Below are 22,109 nucleotides of genomic sequence, written 5' to 3'. Positions count from 1 at the left end.
GCCTTAAAAACGCAATTAACCTTCGAGCCGACTATTGTCACGATGAACCTCAGACCGCTTGTTTTAGCTAGCCAAAGCATTAAATTAAGATGTGACACCCTACGGGTTTACTTGCCTAAACAGGGACAGCAGCAGTTGGCTGTCAGTGAGTTAGTCTACCTACGATCGGAGGGAAACTATACCTGGCTGTTCTGGACTAATGGTCAGCAAACGTTATTACCCCGGACGCTGAAGTACGTTGAAGCAAAGCTGCCCGCCAACGCGTTTGTGCGCCTCCACCGTCACCATACCGTCAATAGTAGCCATGTAGTTGGCGTCTGCCAGAAGGTTACCGGCCTGGTAGTCAGGCTCAGCAATGGGCAATCACTGGTTGTGGCACGTCGGCGCAGGAGTCAAATTCTGAAGCAATTTCAGAGCCTTTATGAAAGACTCGAAAACAGACCTTAGCACGAATAACAGGTGATTCTGTCGGTGCGTCCCCCAGCGACGGAAAACCGCACTTCGTATCTATTGACCTGACGGATTAGCTCGGCACACCTAGGATGGTCTGACAAGCCGTTTTGCCTCCAACAAGATGCACGTCATGAACAATCGTCGACGTCACTGACCAGTCGATAAATTGACCAGACTGTATGATTAATAAGCTGGTTTATCCATTGTGTTATTCTTTCATGAAAACGGGGATAGATTGATAATCGTCCGGTCATAAGGGCTTAACATTCAGGCTATTTGGTGAACATACCTTTGCGGGAAATTAAGATAGCCCGTATATGTCCACTTCATTACTCAACCTTCTTTCCCGGATTTTGCACTGGCTCTTCATGGGTCTTGTGGCATTTCTGTGCCTCTTTGGTCGGCCCGCAGCGGGGCAGTCCGCCGTTTCGGGCGTGGTTCGGTCCGCCACTGATCAGACGCCGCTGGCGGGCGTATCGGTCATTATTAAAGGAACTACCACAGGTACCACCACCGGGGCCGATGGTGCCTATAAGCTCTCAGTGGCCAACCCCAGCGCGGTATTGACCTTTTCGTATATCGGTTTTGTGCGGCAGGAAGTGATGCTCAACAACCGTAGCACGGTCGACGTGAGCCTGGCCGAAGACGCGCAACAACTGTCTGAATTTGTGGTGACAGCCCTGGGCGTCAGGAAAGACGTGCGCAACGTGGGCGTGTCCATTCAAAACGTCGACGGGGCGTCGGTGATCAAAGCGCGTGAACCCAACCCCATCAACTCGCTGGTGGGGAAGGTGGCGGGCCTCAACATTGCCACGTCGGCCGAACTCCTGCGCCGCCCCATCATTCAGCTACGGGGCAACACCGACGTGCTGTTTGTGGTGGATGGCGTGCCGATCAACTCCGATACCTGGAACATCAGCCCCGACGATATCGACACCTATTCGGTGCTGAAAGGGGCCTCGGCGTCGGCCCTGTACGGTTTTCGGGGAAAAAACGGGGCTATTCTGATCACTACCAAACGCGGCAGCAAAGACAAACGCGGTTTTCAGGTCGACGTAAATACGAGTCAGATGGTGGAGAACGGCTTCCTGGCCATTCCAAAAGTGCAGGACCTCTACGGCCCCGGCGACCACGGCGTGTATGAGTTCGTAGACGGCAAAGGCAACGGCAAAAACGACGGCGACTACGACATCTGGGGGCCACCCCTCGATGGGCGACTGCTGCCCCAATACGACAGCCCCGTTGACCCCACTACGGGCAAACGGACGCCCACGCCCTGGCTTCCGCGCGGCAAAGACAACCTGACGCGGTTTTTGCAGGCGGGCATTTTGTCGACCAACAACGTCGCCATCTCATCGACGGGCGAGAAGTACGATCTACGGTTTTCGCTTTCGCATACCTACCAGCGCGGCATTGTGCCCAACACGCAGTTGAACAGCACCAACTTCAAGGTTACTACGGGCTATAACTTCACCGACCGGCTGCGGTTTGAGGGCGATTTGCAGCTAAACCGGCAGTATACGCCTAACTACCCTGACGTGAACTACGGCCCTAACTCACTGATCTACAATATGGTAATCTGGGGTGGTGCCGACTGGAACGTCGACGACATGAAAAACTACTGGCAGCCGGGCAAAGAAGGCGTGCAGCAGATTTACGCCGAATACCAGCGCTACAATAACCCCTGGTTTGTGTCGAAAGAGTGGCTGCGGGGGCATTACAAGACCGATATCATCGGCCAAACCTCGTTGCGCTACCGCATCGCCGACGGGCTGGAGGCTACCCTGCGCACGCAGCTATCGGCCTATAATTTGCTGCGGACCGAGAAGTTTCCGTACTCGGCCACGGTCTATGGCCGCGAAGAGGGGCGGGGCGATTACCGCGAAGACCGCCGCAACCTGTTCGACAGTAATACGGACTTGCTCATTCGGTATAACCACAAGATCGGGTCGCTACTGGACGTGTCGGCCATTGGTGGGGGCAACCTGCGGGTGTTCAACTATAACGCAAACTACGCCACCACCAACTACCTCAACGTGCCGGGCGTGTACAATTTTGCCAATTCGGCCAACCCCGGATTCTTCAGCAACTACACCGCCGACATGCGCGTGAACTCGGCCTATTATTCTGCCGACCTCACCTTCCGCGACTGGCTGACACTCTCCACCACGGGCCGCGTGGACAAGCTCTCGACCCTGCCCAGGGGCAACAACACCTTCTTTTACCCCTCAGTAGCCCTCAGCACGGTATTTTCGGACCTGTTTACCCTGCCCACCGTCATCTCGTTTCTGAAACTGCGGGCCTCCTATGCCAACGTGAAAGACGCGCTGACGGCCTCAACCATCGGGGCCACGCCGGGGGCCTCGTTCCCGCTGGGCTACGGCGACAACTACGCGTCGTCGTACGACGGGCCGACGTACCAGAACTCGGCGGTGTACAGCACGCCGCTGGTATATAACAACCAGCCGGGCGCCTATTTCACCAACACGCTCAACAACACCGACATTAAGCCCAACTCGACATCACAAACCGAAATTGGCCTCGACCTGCGGCTGCTGAAGAATCGCCTGGCGGTTGACGTGGCCTATTACGTGAGCAACGACGGGCCGCGTATTTTTCAGTTACCCCTTTCACAGACAACGGGTTACACGTCGGTGCTGGTCAATGGCATCAACACGCAGAAGAAAGGACTGGAGATTTCGGTGACGGGTAAGGCGTTGCAAACGGCGGGATTAAGCTGGGATGTAGTGGCCAACTACGCCACGTTTCAGGAGCGGTACACCGACATCTATCCCGGCGTAAACACGCTCAATACGTTCTTTAAAGTAGGCGACCGGACGGACAAATATTACTCCCAGACGTTTGTGCGCACCCCCGACGGGCAACTGGTGAATGACGCCGGTGGACGGCCCATTATCAACCCGGTGGCGCAGTACCTGGGCAACATCAATCCCGACTTTACCTGGGGCATCAACAACCGGTTTGGCTACAAAAACCTCACGTTCAGCTTCCAGTTCGACGGGCGCGTGGGAGGCGTAATTGCCAACTACATTCAGCGGCAGACGTTCCGGGGTGGGCGGCACATTCAAACCGTGGAGGGAGCTATGGGCATTGCCCGGCAGCAGGATGTACAGGGTATCAAATCGTATCTGGGCGAAGGGGTTCAACTGGCTAACGGTGCGCTGAACTACGATGCCGACGGTAACGTGCTGAATTTTGGCGAGTTAACCTTCGTGCCCAACGCTACCAAGACCTATCTCCAGGACTACATCAGCCGCCGCTACAGCCCAAGTGGCGGAAATCTGATGTCGCGCTCGTTTGCCAAACTGCGCGAGGTAACTATTGGTTACGCACTGCCTCAATCGTTTCTGAGCCGGGTGGGCATCCGGCAGGCGTCGATCTCGCTGGTGGGGCGTAACCTGCTCTACTTCGCCGAGAAAAAAGACATCGACCTCGATCAGTTCATCGGCAACGGCAGCTCAGACCTGCAAACGCCTACCACCCGCCGCTACGGCCTCAATTTGAACCTCACATTTTAACAGTTTTCAGTCTTCGGTTTGCCGTTTTCAGTTGCTTCGCGCCTTAGCCTGGACTGCATCAGAAAACGGTAAACTGGAAACGGTAAACTGAAAACAGAAAATTTTATGAAACTCAACCATCTATATATCAGCTCATTCTTGTTGCTGGTACTAACGTTGTCGGGTTGCGAGAAGCCGTTCGATGAACTGGAAAAAGACCCGAACCGGCCCGTCAACGCCCCGGCCTCGCTCGTGCTGAAGGGCGTCTTGGCCGACGTGTTCGACGCTACGGGCAGTGCCTGGGACGACGAGCAGCGCTGGAACCAGTTCTACGCCAGCAACTACAACTACTACGCTACCAACGAGTATAGCTGGACGGCGGCACCGCTGCGCTACACAACGCTGAAGAACGTGGTGAAAATGGAGCAGGAAGCCCGCCGGGTGGGATTGCCAGAGGTAAATGCCTACGCCGCGCTGGGTAAATTTTTCCGGGCCTATTTCTACGAAGACATGACCCGCCGCGTAGGCGATCTGCCCCTGACCGACGCCCTGAAGGGCCTCGACAATACCGCCCCCAAATATGACAGCCAGAAAGCGGTCTATGTACAGATCCTGAAGTGGCTCGACGAAGCCAACGCCGACATGACTGCCCTGATTGCCAAAGGCGACAACGCACTGGCGGGCGACATCTACTATGGCAATGACCTGCGCAAATGGCAAAAGCTGGTCAATAGCTACAAATTGCGGGTACTGATCAGCCTAAGCAACAAAGAAACAGACACCGACTTGGCCATAAAAACGCGCTTTGCCGAGGTGCTGGCCAACCCCGCCAAGTTCCCCCTGCTCACCAACGAGGGCGACAACTGGCAATACCTGTTCAACAGTACGACCAACAAATACAGCCGAAGCCCGGATAATTTCGGGCAGAACGCCACCCGCGAAAACATGGCCGCCACCTACCTGGGATTGCTTACGAGCCTGAGCGACCCGCGTACGTTTGTGGTGGCCGAACCCGCCCCGGCCAAACTGGCGGCGGGTCTGAAACCAACCGATTTTGGGGCCTTCGTAGGGGCATCGTCGGGCGAAGACCTGGCCGATATGTCGGCGAAGGCCAATAAGGGAGAGTACTCGTTTCAGAACCGGAAGCGCTATTACAGCACCTACACTGCCGAGCCGTATGTGCTGTTGGGCTACGCCGAACAGTGCTTCACCATAGCCGAAGGCATTAACCGGGGCTGGTCGGCGGCTACGGCGCTGGGCACGGCGGAAGAATTGTACAAAAAAGGGATACTGACGTCGTGGGCCTTTTACGGATTGAAAGATGGTAACAACGACGTATTTTTCTCGAAAGACGGTGGTTATAAAGAGTTTAACAGCTATTCGGTGCCGGTGAATTTTGCCACGTACTACGCGCAGCCGGGGGTGGCCTACGCCGGCAATACGGCGGCAGGACTGAAGCAGATTCTGACCCAGAAATACCTTGCCTTTGCGCAGGGGTCGGGCCTGGAAGCCTGGTTCAACCAGCGGCGCACGGGCGTACCCGCGTTTCTGACGGGTGTCGGCACGGGCAATTCGCAACGCATTCCCAAGCGCTGGCAGTACCCCACCTCCGAACGCACCACCAACGGCACCAATTTAAAACAGGCCCTTGATAGTCAATACAGCGGAAACGACGATATTAACGCCGCCATGTGGCTGTTAAAATAGCCCCGTTCTTATGCCAAACCTTACTTCCCGTCGCGACCTGCTCAAGTCGGCGGCGCTGCTGCCGCTGACATCGTTTTCTGTCGAAAAAACAGCGCCCCAAAAAACGCGGGCGGTGCGCTTTGCCTACATCGGCGATACACACCTGACGCCCGACGCCAAGCCCATGAAGGCCGTGGCGGCCTGTTTGCATCACCTGCAAAATCAGGCCGACAAACCCGCCTTTATCCTTCACGGCGGCGACGTGATCATGGACGCGCTGGGGCGCGACAAAACAGCCGTGGCGGCGCAGTGGCAGGCGTGGCAGCAGGTAGTAAAAGCCGATAACGCCTTGCCCATCAACTACTGCATCGGCAACCACGACGTATGGGGGCTGCCCGACGCCAAAGCCGATGCCCGCTACGGCAAGGCGTGGGTGCAGGAGGTGCTTGGACTACCCAACCGGTACTACAGCTTTGCCCGAAACGGCTGGTACTTCATTGTCCTCGACAGCGTACAGACTAAGCCCGACGGAAGCTGGTATACCGCCCACCTCGACGAACCACAGTTTGCCTGGCTGGAAAAGGAACTGGCTACCGTGCCCGCCACCACGCCCGTGCTGCTACTGTCGCACATTCCGATTTTGTCGGCCACCGCTTTCTACGACTCAACCAACGTAAAAGGCGGTAATTGGGCCATCCCCGGCAGTTGGGTGCATACCGACGCCACGCGTCTGTTCGCACTATTCCACCAGCATCCCAATGTGAAACTGGCCCTGAGCGGACATATGCATCTGCTGGACCGGTCGGAATACAACGACGTAACCTACTGCTGCAACGGGGCCGTGAGTGGCAACTGGTGGAACGCCGACTATTACCACGAAACCCCCGCTGGCTACGCCCTCATTGACCTCTATACCGATGGCAGTTTCGACCGAACCTATGTCCGCCAACTCTTCGCCTGAAACAGCCGCGGCCCAGATTCGTGACCTGCTTGTGCACGGCGGCGGGGCCGATTACGTAGGTGAACCCGTCACCCAACTCGAACACGCGCTGCAATGCGCCCAACTGGCCGAGCAGGCCGGGGCCGACCGAGCTACCGTGGTAGCGGCGTTTCTGCACGACATTGGTCACCTGCTGCCTGGCGAAACTGCCGCTGATTTTATGGCGGAGTTTGGCCGCATGGATCACGAAACGCTGGGTGCTGTCTGGCTCGAACAACGCGGTTTTCCTGCCGCGGTGACGCAGCTGATCCGCCACCACGTCAACGCCAAACGGTACCTGACAGCCAAATACCCCGATTACCTCGCCCGACTGTCTGATGCCAGTCGCCAGACGTTACTGTATCAGGGTGGCCCGATGAGCAGCGACGAGGCGCAGGCGTTTGAAGCGAATCCGTATGTTGACCAGATCATCCAGGTACGCCGCTGGGACGAAGCCGCCAAACGAACAAACCACGCCACGCCGGGGCTGGAGCATTATTTGTCTTTGGTCTACGGTTTGCTGTCTTCGATTGGCTGAGGTGGGAGTAGAGTTTTGCGCATGGTCGGCTTCGCGCTCTAGGCCCTTCGACTAGGCCGGTCCGCCGGTGCGGTCCCCGACAAGCTCAGGGTGACAAGCAAATAAGATAGGTTCTTGAATTGAATCAACGTCGTCTCCGTTGTCGCTCGGCTCCTGCCGAGTGACCCATATCTAAGGGCCTCTGGCCCGTAATGCAACGTTGAGACACCTGGGCCTACATCGTTCAAGTTCAAGCTACGGGCCGGAGGCCCTTAGATATCCGTCACTCGGCATGAGCCGAGCGACAACGGAGCAAATAAGACAGGCTCTTGAATTGAATCAACGTCGTCGTCACCCTGAGCTTGTCGGGGACGCCTAGGCGAAGCGCCGCCCACACTCAGCAAACCGAAACCATAAAAAGCATGAAACAAACCCTCTACCTTTTCTTGCTAACCCTCCCCGCCTTCGCCCAGAAAACTACGCTACAGGTGCCGGGGCGGAACCGGTTTTGCCAGATCGACACGGCGGGGGTATCGGTGCTGCCGAGTGGGCGGTTTGTGACCCCCGCCGGGCACGCTATCCGCATCACGTCTGATCCCTATGGCCTCGCCCTCAGCCCCGACGGGCAAACAGCGCTGGTGCTGCACGACGGCGTATTTTCCATCATAGGCCAGCCAGGTTCGGCGCGGCCCGTGCTGACGCGGATGCCCGCTTTTGGTCAGCCCGACTCGCAATCGCTGCTCACGGGCGGGTCGTTTCTGGGCGTGGCGTTTGGCCCCGACGGCAAAACAGCGTACCTGAGTCAGGGCGACAAGGGCAGTGTGCTGGTGTTTGAGGTGGCAACCAGGACCAAAATCGCGGAAATCAGCCTGAACGGGGCCGTTTCAGGCAAAAACTATACCGACAGTTTCACGTCGGACCTGGTGGTGAACGGGCCCAAAAACGAACTGCTGGTACTGGATCGGGCCAACTTCCGACTGGTGCGTATTGATCTGAATACGCGTAAGCTAACCGCCTCTGTACCAACGGGCAGGCAGCCGTTTGGGCTGCGCCTCAGCCCCGACCAAAAGCTGGCGTTTGTGGCCAACGTGGGCCAGTACAGCTACCCGCTCGTGCCCGGCGTGACGCCCACCAACCGCGACACCATGATGCTCAAATTTCCCGCCTACGGAGCCCACTCGAAAGCGTCGCGGGAGGGGGTGGACATAGAGGGGCGGCACATTCCCGGCCTCGGCGACCCGAATGATGACGAAGCCATGAGCGTTTGGACAATCGACTTGGCGACGAACCGGGTAGTGGCGCGGCACAAAACGGGCGTACGCATCGGCGAGATGATTGAAGAGGCCGAGGTGGTAGGAGGGAGCAGCCCCAACTCGCTGGCCGTAGGCCGAAACCTGGCCTACGTCACCAACGCCACCAACGACAATCTGTCTATCATCGACTACCGAAAACACCGCATCGTAGGCACCATCCCGCTTCGCCTGTCCCGGCTTGGTGCGCCGCCCGTGCTCGACAAACTCCGTGGGCTAATGCCCTTTGGCCTGTGTTTGACGAAAGACGAAAAAACGCTCTACGTAGCTCTGCTGGCCTTCAACGCCGTGGCCGTTGTCGACGTGGCTAGCCGGAGGGTGGAGGGCCTGATTCCCACCGGCTGGGGACCCACCCGCGTGCTGCTCTCGCCCGACGAAACCACGCTCTACATTACCTCGGCGCGGGGGTATGGGGCGGGACCAAACGGGGGTAAAGGATTCGTGGCACCGCCGCAGGGAACGTATATCGGCGATATTCAATTGGGTACGTTTCAGTCGGTGCCCGTTCCCGACGTCGCCCGGCTGGCGCAATACACCCGGCAGGTGCTGGCCAATACCTACGAGACGGTACCGGTTCAGCAGGCGGCTACGAGCCAGAAAGTACTGCCGATGGTACCGGGTTTACCCTCGTCGGCGATCAGATACATCGTGTACATCACCAAAGAAAATCGCACCTACGACGAAGTGCTGGGTCAACTACCCACCGGTCGCGGTGATAGTACACTGGCCCGGTTTGGCCTCGGCGTGACGGTGCGTGGTAAAAAAGATACCGTCTACCTGACGGGTGCTGACGTGATGCCCAACCACAGCCGCATCGCGGGCCAGTTTGCGTTTTCCGACAATTTTTACTGCGATTCCGACGCCAGTATTCACGGGCACCACTGGATGATGGGCACCATTCCGAATGAGTGGGTAGAGGCCAACGCGGCGTCTACGGGCACATTCAAGGCGTTTTCGGCGGCACCGGGGCGGCGGTTTCCGAAGACGACCGGGGCCATTGACCCCGAAGATTACAACGAGCGCGGCGGCATCTGGGAGGCCCTGGAACGCAGGCGCATCCGGTTCTACAATTTCGGGCAGGCCAACGAATACGCCGGGTCGTTTGAGGAACCGCACAACACCCCCTTCGGCACGGCGCACCCTGTCTCGTTCCCCATGCCCGACGCCGCGTTTCGCAACACCTCGCGCAACTACGCGGGCTACAACACCAGCATTCCCGATCAGTTCAGGATGGATCAATTCACGACCGAGTTTACCAAAAAATGGCTGGGCAGGAAGCCCCAGCCGCTACCCCAGTTGCTTACGGTGATGATCCCCAACGACCACGGCGCCAGCCCCCGACCGGCATTTGGGTATCCGTACCTGCAGAGCTATATGGCTGATAATGACCTGGCTGTAGGCCGGATGCTGCACTTTTTGAGCCGGACACCCTACTGGAAAAACATGCTCGTGATCATCACCGAAGACGACCCGCAGGGCGGCGTTGATCACGTGGATGCCCACCGGTCGCTGCTGATGCTGGCGGGGCCGTATGTGAAGCGCAACTACGTCTCGCACACCCACGCCAATTTCGGCTCTATCCTGAAAGTGATCTACAACCTGCTGGGCGTTCCCTACGTCAACCACTACGACCTGACCGCTTCGCTGCCTCAGGATTTTTTCACCGACAAACCCGACTTTACCCCCTACGACGCCGTGCTACCCGATGCCCGCGTGTTCAACCCCCAAAAAGCCCTCGACTATTACAAAAAAACCTTCGACTGGCCCGCCATCCAACGCGGTCCCCTCATGGGCGACGTCCCCAAAATGGACGACCCCCGCCAGCAACGCGCCGAGCATTACCGGCAGAAAGAGTAGGGGCAATGTACCACGGACTTCAGTCCGTCTACGGCTGCGTTAGCAATGAAGTAATCAGACAGCAACTATTGCTGACGCAGCCGTAAACGGACTGAAGTCCGTGGTACATAACCCACTGCCACCAAATCCATGAAAAACCTCCTTCGTCACCCCACAGTTTTTGTCCTCTTCGGCGCAACGGCGGCGTTCTGCACGTACACCTGCATGTACGCATTCCGCAAAGGCATCACGGCGGTCACGTTCGAGGGGATGGCCTATGCGGGGCTGAGCTACAAGACGTGGCTTATTATGGCGCAGGTGCTGGGCTATGCGCTGTCCAAGCGACTGGGTGTCAAGGTTGTATCGGAGGTATCGGCGGGGCGGCGGGCGGTATATGTGCTGGCGTTTATCGCGGCGGCAGAACTGGCCCTGCTGGGTTTTGCGCTCGTGCCCGCTCCCTGGAATATCCCGTTTCTGCTGCTCAACGGCCTGCCGCTGGGTATGGTCTACGGCGTGGTACTGGGCTTTCTGGAAGGTCGCCGACAAACCGACGCGCTCGTGGCGGGGCTAACGGCCTCGTTCATTTTCGCGTCGGGATTCGTGAAAACCGTGGCCCTCACCATCCGCGCTGACTGGGGCGTAACGGAATTCTGGTTGCCGTTTGTGACGGGGGCCTTGTTTGTGGGGCCGTTGCTGTTGTCGGTTTTTGCCTTGTCTAACCTGCCACCCCCAACGGAACAAGACCGGGCGCAACGAACCGTTCGTCCCCCCATGATGCAGACCGACCGGCGGGCCTTTGTCCGTTACTTCAATCCCGGTCTGGCCCTGCTGATTGCTGCCTATGTGCTTCTGACTGCTTTCCGCGACTTTCGCGACAATTTTGGTCCCGAAATCCTGAAGAGTGTAGGCAACCTGTCGCCCGCCCTGTTCACCAAAACAGAAGCCTGGGTGGCGGTAGTGCTGCTGGTGCTGATGTCGCTGATGACGCTGGTACGCGATCATTGGCAGGCGTTTCGGCTCATCAACGCGGTCATGATCCTGGCCATGATTACGCTGGCCGTGAGTACCTACGCGTATGAACAGGGCTGGCTGTCGGCGGGCAACTGGTACCTCGCGCTGGGCATTGGTCTGTATGCCGCCTACGTACCCCTGAACGGCCTGTATTTCGAGCGGCTGGTGGCGGCGTTTCGCTACCCGAGCACGGTTGGTTTTGTGGTTACGCTGGCCGATTATTACGGTTATCTGGGCAGTGTAGGCATTTTACTGTACAAAAATTTCGGCCAGTCGGACCTGAGTTACCTCGATTTCCTGCGCTATGGTGCCTACGCGCTGGCGGGCTGCTTTGTGCTGCTGCTGGGCGCTTCGTATCGGTCTATGGCCGGGCGTTATACTGAACAAACCCCTTCACGGTATGCTACCTCAACTGGTGATTTTTGATATGGCCGGGACCACCGTCACCGACCTGCACGAAGTGGAACAATGCTTTGCGCAGGCTGCCGCCGAAACAGGTCTCCGCGCTACCTCCGAACGGATTCTGGCCGTACAGGGCATGGCCAAACGACACGTATTCGACCTCTTGTGGCGCGAACAACTGGGCACTGATGGGGCCGACGTTGACGCACGGGTGGACGAGTCGTATACGATGTTCAAAACGATTCTGGAACACCACTACGAAACGCAGCCCGTAACGCCCACCGAGGGTTGCCTGGCCGCGTTTGCCTGGCTGAGCGATCGGGGCATACCCATTGCGCTCACCACCGGCTTCTATCGCACCGTAACGAACCTCATTCTGAACCGCCTGGACTGGCATGTTGATCCGTCAGGCTACTATATTGCTGATGACCAGACCGTTGTTCAGGCCAGTATTGCCTCCGACGAAGTGCCCAACGGTCGGCCCGCGCCCGATATGATTTGCCTCGCCATGCAGCAACTGGGCATCACCGACCTTAATCAAGTGGTCAATATTGGTGATACACCGTCCGATCTGTTGTCGGGAAAAGCAGCGGGTGTTGGCCTGAATCTTGGCCTTACCAATGGCACCCATACGGAAGCGCAACTGCGTGATTATCCGCACGATTTGCTGCTGGGTTCATTGCTGGAACTGCCCCAATTGCTGAGCAGCAGGGGGTAGCTTTTTTGTCATCCCGACGTTAGGAGGGATCTAGTTTCCCATCTCAGAATATGTCAGAAGGGCACTAGATCCCTCCTGACGTCGGGATGACAAAAAACGCGATGCTTACAGTGTGAAACCACCTTCATTACACCACCTTTCCAGACTCAACGACTCCTTATGTACGATCTTATTATTGTTGGCGCAGGTATTTTGGGAGCCTCGCATGCCTGTCATGCCACGCAACGAGGGTTAAGGGTGCTTTTGCTGGAAAAAGATAACCGCCCGGTAGGCTCGACAGTACGGAATTTCGGGCAGATTGTGCCGTCGGGAATGGCGGGGCAGTGGTTCGAGTATGGCCGTCGGACGCTGGAATTGTACCGGCAGTGGCAGGCCGAAACAGATCTGTCGCTTCGGCAAAACGGGTCCGTTTATGTAGCCTCTGACGAGGACGAATGGCAATTAGCCAACGAACTTTTCGACAAGCGGCGGGCCGAAAACTACCCCTGCGAACTACTCTCAAAGGACCAGACGCTGACTAAATATCCGCTGCTTCGGCCCGATTACGTCCGGGGTTCGCTCTGGTTCCCCGACGAGATGAGCGCCGAACCGGACGTATTCATCCACCGTTTCATCGACTACCTCGTGCGCAGGCACGGCGTCACCTACCGGCCCAATGCGGCGGTGGTAGGCTGCCTGTCAAACTACAGCGGGGCCATCGTCACGCTGGCGGGTGGCGAACGGCTCTCGGCGGGGCGGGTACTCATCTGCGGAGGCTATGAATTTCGGCTGCTCTACCCCGACGTTTTTGCCGATAGTGGGCTAATCGTGAGCAAGTTGCAGATGATGCAGACGGTGCCCATGCCAGCGGTGGCCTTGCTTGGAAACATCCTCACGGGTCTCACCATCCGTCGGTATGAATCCTTCGCCGAATGCGCGTCGTTTGCCCACATTCAGACCCCAGATCACCTCGCCCAGCTAAAAAACTGGGGCATCCACCTCCTTTTCAAACAAGCCACCGACGGGTCAATTATTATTGGCGATACCCACGAATATGCCCCCGCCGCCCGAATTGATGACCTGGGCTACGATACCAAAGACGCCCTGAACCACCTGATGCTCACCGAAGCCCGCCGTATCGTGCAATTTCCCGTCGAACCCATCGCCCGGACCTGGGCCGGATTCTACGCCCAGACCGCTGACGAAATTTTTGTGCACGATGTGGATAATTACATCCGCATCGTTACCGGCATCGGCGGCAAAGGCATGTCATCCGGCGCGGGGTATGCTGAGGCGTCGATGGGAGCGTGGGGGTGAGAGCTTAGGGTTTTCTGTTTTCTGTTGCTTCGCGTCTTTGTTATCCGCGCCGTTATCGCTTGGCTCCAGCCGAGTGACTTGTATCCGAGGGCCTCCGGCCCGTAGTACGAAATTGAAGCAAGTCAGCCAACACACTTTAAAGTCCAGTTACGGGCCGGAGGCCCTCAGATACAAGTCACTCGGCTGGAGCCAAGCGACAACGGCGGGTTGCTTTGCCTAAACCATCAACTTGCCTATGCGAAGCAACTGAAAACGCTAAACTGAAAACTGCCCCCCGCTTAGAAAAATACAAAATCTTCAGCCGCCCGCTTGCTTTTTTGGAAATATAGTCTTACTTTTGCACCAGAATTTCAAGCGGCATCCGGCGCGCTACTCTCTGTTCTAAGCGACTATACTGGTCGCACTCGTTTCAACATGTGGTTTACAGAGCCAGCACACGGATGTACAAAAGACAGTACAGTCTGTGGGCGATGGGTCTCTGAAAGGACGAGGGTCAACTACGCTGTTCTAAGCGAGTCAAAAATTCATCTGGAAATTGGTTGGGGCGGTCCGTTGGGGCGTCGGCAGATCACAAGTAAAACGTGTCTGCGACAAAGAATGTCTGGGTTGGTGCTTAGCAGGTTTCCTGCACACTACGCTGTCTGCTTGACGAAATTCCGCCGTATGCGGAAGTCATTCAATACCTTTTATATTATGAATTCGGACAATAATCAGCCCGAAATTGACGGCATTGCCGATCAAATCAGCGTGCAGGATACCGCCGCTCACACTGACACCGACGAGGCACCCGTTGCCAAAAAGCCCAAAGCCAAGAAAGCCAAAGCCGAACAACCCGCTGATACCGTAACGCCCGTTGCTGAACAGCCTGTTGATCAAGCCGTTGAGTCTAACCAAACCGTTTCAGAAGCGATGCCAGAAGCCGCTCCCGTTACTAACCAGAAAGACGTTGTCATTAAAGATACCATCACCGTTCAGCCCGACGCCAACCAGCGCACGTTTGCTGACCTGAACCTGTCGCCCGATATGCTGGCGGCGGTAACGGAGATGGGCTTCACCACGCCATCACCCATTCAGGCCGAAGCCATTCCGCCCATTCTGGCGGGTCGCGACGTGATCGGACAGGCGCAGACGGGTACGGGTAAAACCGCCGCATTCGGCATTCCTGCCCTCGAACTCGTTGACCCCAGCGACCGCAGCGTACAGGTACTCATCCTGTGCCCCACGCGTGAACTGGCCGTTCAGGTGACGGAAGAACTCCGCAAACTGAGCAAGTTCAAGCGGGGTATATACATCGAAACCATCTACGGTGGCGATTCGATTGACCGCCAGATTCGGTCGTTGAAGAAAGGGGTGCACATCGTGGTCGGTACGCCGGGCCGCGTTATGGACCACATGGAGCGCAACACGCTCAAACTCGACAACGCCAAAATGATTATCCTCGATGAGGCCGACGAAATGCTCGATATGGGCTTCCGTGAAGACATCGAAAGCATTCTGGAAGATTTCCCCACCGAGCGGCAGACGGTACTGTTCTCGGCCACCATGTCGAAGCCCATTCTCTCGATCACGCAGCGGTTCCAGCAGGACCCCGTGCTGGTGAAGGTGGTGAAGAAAGAACTGACCGCCGTTAACATCGAGCAGGTATACTTCGAGATTAAGCCCCGCGCCAAAACCGAAGTGATGTGTCGCCTGATTGATCTCTACGACCTGAAACTGATGCTCGTATTCTGTAATACGAAGCGGAAAGTGGAAGAAATTGTGGAAGACATGATGATCCGGGGCTATGCCGCTGAAGGTCTCCACGGCGATCTGCGGCAGGCGCAGCGCAACAACGTGATGAGCAAGTTCCGGGCCGGTACCACCACTATTCTGGTCGCTACCGACGTGGCGGCCCGTGGTATCGACGTGGATAATGTGGACGCTGTCATCAACTACGACATTCCCCTCGACGAAGAATATTACGTACACCGCATTGGCCGGACGGGCCGCGCGGGTAAGTCGGGCCGGGCGTTTTCGTTTGTGAGCCGCGACGAGAAATATCGCTTCCGCGACATTCAGAACTACACCAAAGTGCGGGTGGAGAAAGGCGTTATCCCGTCGTTTGAAGACATCGTGGGTATCCGCAAGGCCCGCTTTATCGAGCAACTGAGCGTAGACATCAAGGAAAGCAAAGACCTGCACCTGTATGGCGACATGCTAACCCAGTTGCAGCACGAAGGCTTTACGACCGATCAGATCGTGTCGGCGCTGATGAAGCGGAGCATGGGTATCGAGAAAAACGAATTCTCGGATCAGGACCTCAACGCCGACGACCGTCGCAACAGCAAGTTTGAAGGTGACCGCGGCGATTCGCGGGGTGGCCGTTTTGACGATCGTCGCAACGATTCACGCGGTGGTGATCGGGGCGGTCGTTTCGAAGATCGCCGGGGTGGTGACCGTTTCGGCGGAGACCGGGGTGGTCGCTTCGAAGATCGTCGTGGCGGTGGTCGCTTCGACGATCGCGGTCCCCGTCCGGGTGGCCGTTTCGAAGACCGTGGCCCCCGTCCGGGTGGTGACCGGTTTGCTGGTCCCCGCGAAGGTGGCAAGCCGTACTTCGGCAAAGACAACGAGCGCCCCGTTCGTGAGCGTGAAGCCAACATGACGCGCCTGAGCGTGAGCATTGGCCGTAAAGACTACGTCCGTCCGGGCGATCTGGTCGGTGCCATCGCGGGCGAGTCGGGCATTCCCGGCAGCAGCATCGGCAGCATCGACATTTTCGACAGCCACACCTTTGTTGACGTACCCAACGACGTAGCCAACCGCGTGGTGGCTTCCATGGACGGCAACAACATCAAAGGCCGCCGCGTAAGCGTTGAAATCGCCCGGTAATAATCCGTTGAAATTAATTGAAAGTGCCTCCGGCTTTGCTGGGGGCACTTTTTTTATGTGGAAGACGTATCGCAGGCTTCAGTCCGGGGCGCGCAGGCTGCGCTACAACCAAATGGGCCTTATCTTCGGCTACTCATAAATAAGTTGCATGAAATCTGTTTTGCGCATTTCTGGCCTGTTTGGCCTGTTTTTAGTCCTTACATACCTGGTCTGTCATTTCCTCGACACCTCACCGAATGGGCAAACCGACGGCCTCATCAAAGGCGTTGCGTATGTAAACGTGCTGTGGTTAGTAAGTATATGGTGGGTGATTAGTAGCCTGTTAGCTCTGGGTTTCCGGGCAAAAAGTGGATTGCTTCAGTCGCTGGCGTTCTACACCACGTCGGCCCTGGGTACGCTGGTGTTCCTGGAGGGCCTGTGCTGGATACTGGTGTCATTGGGCATCCCGGCGGGTGTAGGCGTGACCAATCACCGGCTCTATATTCCCGCCAACATCGAGAACCCAATCACGTATGCGGGCGACGTAAGCCCCTTTTCGGGCCGTTGGCGACTACCCAACGCCCGCGAGCAGGTGGTCAACTGTTCGGGCGATACCCTCCGTCGGTATTCAAACGAACTGGGTGCTGCCGATGACCCATATACGTCCGATACCACGACTAACCGCGTGATCGTGCTGGGCGATTCGTACATGGAAGGCTATATGGTAAACCCCGCCGACCGTATGTCGACGCGCTTATCAAAGGCTACCGGCCACCGGCACCTGAACTTCGCCATCAACGGCACCTCGCCCATTAATTATTGGCAAACGTACCGGCAATTCAGCCACAGCGTAGCCCACAAAGCCGTGCTGGTGGGGTTATTGCCTGCCAATGATTTTGAAGATTACAACGGTGAGAAAGTCCACGCGCAGGTCGATTTCCCCATCTATCGGCCTTATTGGACCAATGACAGTAAACTGGCGTATTCACTGGCCAACATCCACCAGTCAATTGGCGCAGTAGGCCGGACGCGGGCCAGCCTATTGCAAACCGTCGACTCTGTCTATCAGACGCTTACCTGGAAGCAAAAGGCCCGTGTTCATTTCGTCGAGCATTCGTACCTGGCCCAGACACTCCTAAAGCTGGCGCAAAACCGCGTGAAAGTGGATGCCAAATGGACACGATATGCCCAATTTTCGGAGGCTGAATGGAACACCATGACCCACAGTATGGACCAACTGAAACAGGATGCAGCCGGAAAGTCGGTGATCTTTGTTTCGCTGCCTATCATGCTGGACGTGAAGGCGTTACGCGCTGGTGCCGACAATAAATTCGACCGGCAGATGCGGACATTTTGTCAACAGCGGGGCATCGGATTTATCTCGTTAGTACCTCACGCCCTCGCCTACAAAGGCAACATAGCCGACCTCTACGTCCCCTGCGACGGCCACTGGACCGCCAAAGGCGAAGCCTGGGCCACCGAATGCCTGTTGAAAGAGGAGGCGTATTTGAGAGTGGTGAAATAATGAACAATGAATAATGTACAATGTACAATGGCTTCGCGCTGAAATGGGTTGAGCGCGAAGCCATTGTACATTGTACATTATTCATTGTTCATTATTTCACCACACATTCTCCAGATCGGCGGCGTCGTACTGGTGCGACCGGTCTTTGAAGAGGGTGTTTAGCCCCTTGCCGTTGCGGCGGTTGAGCAGGTTTTTGTTGCGCAACCGGTAGAGCAGGGCTACGGGCATCAGGAATACGAAAAAGATGACTGTGAGCAACACGCGGGTATTGATGAACCCCAGCACTTCGGCCAGTTTGAACCACACCCACGCGATGAACCGACTGAGGTAGGGGATGACAAACAGCAGGGCAATCAGACCGAATGCCCCGTAGAGATAGCCGATGTAGTGGTTTTTAGTGAAGATGTGCAGAGCCAACAGGCCCGCTGCAATAGCCACGTTGGCTTTCCAGACATCAATTTCGGGGATCGCTTTTGGTGCCATCGGTGCTTAAAACAGCGTGTAAATAAACGGAGCCAGCGCCGAGCCGCCGCCCAGCACGATCAGGATACCCAGCAAGAGCAGGATCACGATAACGGGGGCCAGCCACCATTTTTTGCGCTGTTTCATGAAGCGCAGGATATCAGTGAGAAATTCCATATGTAGGCTAATTTAGTTGTTGGTCATTCGTTGAGTGGCAGGTTGGCTACGCGCTCTAGGTCCTTTAAAATCACTAATCAAGCACAAATTCTTCTTTCCAGTTGTCGGTGTCCTGCCAGGCGGGTTGCTGCCGCTTGTCGAAGAGGTAATTACCCACCACAAGATAATCCATTTCGGTGCGCATAAAGCAGCGGTAGGCATCGTCGGCGGTGCAGACGATGGGTTCACCGCGCACGTTGAAGCTGGTATTCACCACTACGTCGTAGCCCGTTTTCTGTCCGAAGGCTTCAATCAGGGCATAATAACGCGGGTTGGTCTCCTTATGCACCGTCTGTATCCGCGCCGAAAAGTCGATGTGGGTAATGGCGGGCATGTCCGACCGTTCGTAGTAGAGCTTGTCGCGCAACGAGAGCGCATGGTAGTTTGCGGGCAGGGTCCGTCGCCGGTCTTTGGCTACGGGGTGCACCAGCAGCATATACGGTGACGGGCCTTCATAATCGAAATAATCGCTCACCCGTTCGGCCAGTACCGAGGGCGCAAAGGGCCGGAACGACTCGCGGTATTTGATTTTCAGGTTCAGCTTCTTCTGCATGTCCTCACTACGGGGATCGCCCAGGATACTGCGGCCACCAAGGGCGCGCGGACCAAATTCCATCCGTCCCTGCACCCAGCCTACCACATTATTGTCGGCCAGAATACCCGCTACGGTGCTCGAAAGCGCCTCGTTGGGCAGGTACGTGGCCACGGCATGGTATTTCCGAATCACGCGCTCGGTGTCGGCGTCGGTGATTTCGGGGCCAAGGTACGATCCCTGCAGCGCATCGAGCGAGGGGGCCACCTGCCGGGGCTGCTTGAAATAAATATGGTAGGCCGCCAGCGCCGCGCCGAGGCTCCCGCCCGCATCACCGGCTGCTGGCTGAATAAACACGTTTTTGAACACACCCGACGCCTGCAACTTCCCGTTCGAGACGCAGTTGAGCGCTACGCCCCCCGCCAGACAGATGGCATCGGCCCCGGTGAGGCGTTTGGCTTCCTGCGCCATCCGCAACACCACCTCTTCTGTGACGCGCTGAATGGCCAGGCCAAGGTTGCAGTGGGCATCGGTCAGTTCGTCTTCGGGCTGCCGTTGTTTCATGCCGAAAAGGGCCTCCCATTTGTCAGAATTGACCATTTTCAGGCCCGTGGCGTAATCAAAGTAGTCCTGGTCGAGCCAGATGGAGCCGTCGTCTTTGAGCGAAATGAGCGTGGTCAGAATCTTCTGCACGTACTCATCCACGATGGGGGCGGTGGGGTTACCGTAGGGGGCCAGGCCCATGAGCTTGTACTCGCCGGAGTTGACCCGGAAGCCCAGAAAGTACGTAAACGCCGAATAGAGCAACCCCAGCGAATGCGGAAAATGCAGCTCCTTCAGGATGCTGATGTGGCTCCCTTCGCCCAGACAGATCGACGCCGTGGCCCATTCACCCACCCCGTCGAGGGTCAGAATGGCCGCCCGTTCGTAGGGCGACGGGTAGAACGCACTCGCCGCGTGGGAGAGGTGATGTTCAGGAAACAGCAGCTTCACGGTCTTGGCTTCATCGCCGTAGGTGTCGGCTAATTCGCTGCGGATGAGTCGCTTAAGAAATATTTTCTCCTTGATCCAGACCGGCATAGCGGTCATGAATGAGCGCAGGCCTTTTGGCACGAAGCCGTAGTAGGTCTCCAGCAGCCGTTCAAATTTCAGGAGGGGTTTGTCGTAGAAAACGACCGCGTCAATATCAGCAAGGCGAAGCCCGGCGTAGTCGAGGCAATACTGAACGGCCTGTTTAGGAAATCCGGGGTCGTGCTTTTTGCGGGTAAAACGCTCTTCCTGCGCCGCGGCGACCACTTGCCCGTCGATCACGAGGGCTGCCGCTGAGTCGTGGTAAAAGGCCGAAATGCCAAGTATGTTCATGCGCAAAGAAACAGGTGTACAGTGTATGGGCTATGGATTAGGCCGCACAAAAGTACAATCGAATAGCCTTTCCCCCGCCCTCGGCGATGCATACGGTAGTAGATTATCGCTAATCTGATTGATTGCTAGTGGCTTAGAACGCATTATTTAGTGTGGGCGAACAAACCAGTGCCTGACCAACTTAATTTTTAAACATCTTGCTATCCGACCTCTACGGGGCCAGACTCGTTGCACTCGCTGGCGAAGCTAGTGGCGCGTCAGCCTGAACGCCATGCTTCAGCTTGGCGCTGGGTGGGTACATCCCCCTCCCTCAGCGACTTTAGTCGCGAGTGTGGTTCTTAGTCATTCCCGGCAGCGACTAAAGTCGCAAAGAGGGGAGGGGACATACCCGCCCAGCGCCGGGCTGAAGCCACGGCGTTCAAGCTCACACGCCACTAGCGCCGATGGCTCAAAACCAGCGAGAGATGATCGCCGATGAACCACTAAGGATAAGCAATAGTCAGCTAGAAGAAGACCTCGCGGGTTATCCCACATATCCCGGTGAGGTGATCACCGACAAATTGACCGCACGGAACAGCACGCTGAAACAACTTGGCGAGTCAACCAGACGTGAGTGCTACGTTTATGTCTGAGCTTATTTGTGGCCAAAAAAGTGTGTTGATTAGTTAAGGCAATACAATTGGTCCTAACCAACTCATCCAAAGCCAAAAGCCAAACAAACCGCCCACGAGTCCTGCAAGGATAAATGTAAATCGCTGTGTTTCTGGAACGACCTTTAGCGTGATAAAACCTAGCACAATGAATCCTACAAAGCCCGTCATCAGGCTGATAGACGGCACCCAAAGCTGTAAATAAGTGGCTAGTTTGGTCTCATCCATTTGGACTGACCACTTTTTGCCCTGCATCAAACTGTATAAGGACATAATCATATTGAAACTTTGTCTAAGCCAAAAGAGGGTAAGAAAAATAAAAAACCACGTTCTGAGGTCGAGTACCTGTTTGTCTTGCCACCACCGTTTTCTGGCAATTAAGACAGCCAGACCAATCGTACCTGTAATCATGGTTTGCGCTGGACCGCCGAGATTAATTGGAAACATAATCTTACGCTGCTGTTGCCGAAGTAAAGAATAATACGATTTTTCTTGGAAGTTAACGGTACTACCGAAATGAAATAAATCGCCCCGTTTTTTATATAGTTGATACTTTAAATCTAATTTATGTATGGTGTCACTAGCTTGACTAAACCACTCAGGTGTACCATTGAAATGGGTAGAGCCGTAATGAATCGAGGCATCAAAACCATAATATTTGGCTATTACATAATGCCCTGTTTCGTGCAATAACGTGCCAAGAATAGTAAAACAAATAAAGCTAAGAACTAATCGAAAAAATAGCTTGGAATAAAATGGGTAGAGGTTATTCGTCATTGTTTAATGAAA

Annotated in this window: 15 protein-coding genes; 11 read left to right on the top strand and 4 right to left on the bottom strand. The window is 56.1% G+C overall.

All coding sequences use genetic code 11. The annotated features are described in order from the left end of the window. The first annotated feature begins 42 nt into the window (after positions 1–42). The 11 genes from J2I47_RS26965 to J2I47_RS05710 all read left to right on the top strand — a co-directional run bounded on the left by J2I47_RS26965 (position 43) and on the right by J2I47_RS05710 (position 18,098). A complete protein-coding gene (locus J2I47_RS26965) occupies positions 43–447 on the top strand; it encodes a LytR/AlgR family response regulator transcription factor (protein ID WP_374759897.1) in 405 nt (134 codons plus the stop codon). 323 nt (positions 448–770) lie between these two features. Then, positions 771–3,992: a SusC/RagA family TonB-linked outer membrane protein gene (locus J2I47_RS05755; RefSeq protein WP_207363593.1), complete on the top strand. Its 3,222-nt coding sequence runs from the start codon at positions 771–773 to the stop codon at positions 3,990–3,992. Between the two features lie 105 nt (positions 3,993–4,097). After that, positions 4,098–5,678, top strand: coding sequence for a SusD/RagB family nutrient-binding outer membrane lipoprotein (locus J2I47_RS05750; protein ID WP_207363592.1), 1,581 nt, complete (start codon positions 4,098–4,100; stop codon positions 5,676–5,678). Between the two features lie 10 nt (positions 5,679–5,688). After that, the gene (locus J2I47_RS05745) at positions 5,689–6,618 is read left to right on the top strand and encodes a metallophosphoesterase family protein (protein ID WP_207363591.1); all 930 of its coding nucleotides are present in this window, start codon (positions 5,689–5,691) and stop codon (positions 6,616–6,618) included. Beyond that, positions 6,596–7,174, top strand: a complete 579-nt coding sequence (locus J2I47_RS05740) for an HD domain-containing protein (protein WP_207363590.1) — start codon at positions 6,596–6,598, stop codon at positions 7,172–7,174. Before J2I47_RS05745 ends, J2I47_RS05740 begins: the two co-directional genes overlap by 23 nt. Positions 7,175–7,575: 401 nt before the next feature. Then, positions 7,576–10,320: a bifunctional YncE family protein/alkaline phosphatase family protein gene (locus J2I47_RS05735; protein ID WP_207363589.1), complete on the top strand. Its 2,745-nt coding sequence runs from the start codon at positions 7,576–7,578 to the stop codon at positions 10,318–10,320. Positions 10,321–10,449: 129 nt separating this feature from the next. Continuing rightward, complete coding sequence (locus J2I47_RS05730) at positions 10,450–11,736, top strand: DUF5690 family protein (protein WP_207363588.1); 1,287 nt, start codon at positions 10,450–10,452, stop codon at positions 11,734–11,736. Continuing rightward, a complete protein-coding gene (locus J2I47_RS05725) occupies positions 11,711–12,430 on the top strand; it encodes an HAD family hydrolase (protein ID WP_207363587.1) in 720 nt (239 codons plus the stop codon). The genes J2I47_RS05730 and J2I47_RS05725 overlap by 26 nt, the downstream gene beginning before the upstream one ends. A 159-nt stretch (positions 12,431–12,589) precedes the next feature. Continuing rightward, on the top strand, positions 12,590–13,726 hold the full coding sequence (locus J2I47_RS05720) for a TIGR03364 family FAD-dependent oxidoreductase (RefSeq protein ID WP_207363586.1): 1,137 nt from the start codon (positions 12,590–12,592) through the stop codon (positions 13,724–13,726). Positions 13,727–14,419: 693 nt separating this feature from the next. Beyond that, positions 14,420–16,594: a DEAD/DEAH box helicase gene (locus J2I47_RS05715; RefSeq protein ID WP_374759896.1), complete on the top strand. Its 2,175-nt coding sequence runs from the start codon at positions 14,420–14,422 to the stop codon at positions 16,592–16,594. Between the two features lie 148 nt (positions 16,595–16,742). Continuing rightward, a complete protein-coding gene (locus tag J2I47_RS05710; RefSeq protein ID WP_207363585.1) occupies positions 16,743–18,098 on the top strand; it encodes an SGNH/GDSL hydrolase family protein in 1,356 nt (451 codons plus the stop codon). A gap of 96 nt (positions 18,099–18,194) precedes the next feature. On the opposite strand, the gene J2I47_RS05705 is transcribed toward J2I47_RS05710, so the two are convergent. From J2I47_RS05705 to J2I47_RS05690, 4 genes are all read right to left on the bottom strand, one after another. Beyond that, positions 18,195–18,581, bottom strand: coding sequence for a hypothetical protein (locus tag J2I47_RS05705; protein WP_207363584.1), 387 nt, complete (start codon positions 18,579–18,581; stop codon positions 18,195–18,197). A 6-nt stretch (positions 18,582–18,587) separates the two neighbouring features. Continuing rightward, entirely contained in the window at positions 18,588–18,737 is a 150-nt protein-coding gene (locus tag J2I47_RS05700) for a DUF5989 family protein (protein WP_207363583.1), read from the bottom strand. Positions 18,738–18,810: 73 nt separating this feature from the next. Further along, the gene (locus J2I47_RS05695) at positions 18,811–20,670 is read right to left on the bottom strand and encodes a carbamoyltransferase family protein (protein WP_207363582.1); all 1,860 of its coding nucleotides are present in this window, start codon (positions 20,668–20,670) and stop codon (positions 18,811–18,813) included. Positions 20,671–21,335: 665 nt separating this feature from the next. Then, on the bottom strand, positions 21,336–22,097 hold the full coding sequence (locus tag J2I47_RS05690) for a hypothetical protein (protein WP_207363581.1): 762 nt from the start codon (positions 22,095–22,097) through the stop codon (positions 21,336–21,338). Positions 22,098–22,109 lie beyond the last annotated feature (12 nt).

The organism is Fibrella rubiginis, assembly GCF_017353185.1.
Classification (GTDB): Bacteria; Bacteroidota; Bacteroidia; order Cytophagales; family Spirosomataceae; genus Fibrella; species Fibrella rubiginis.
Note: the sequence above shows the minus strand (reverse complement) of the source record. Positions and strands in the feature narration are given on the sequence as shown.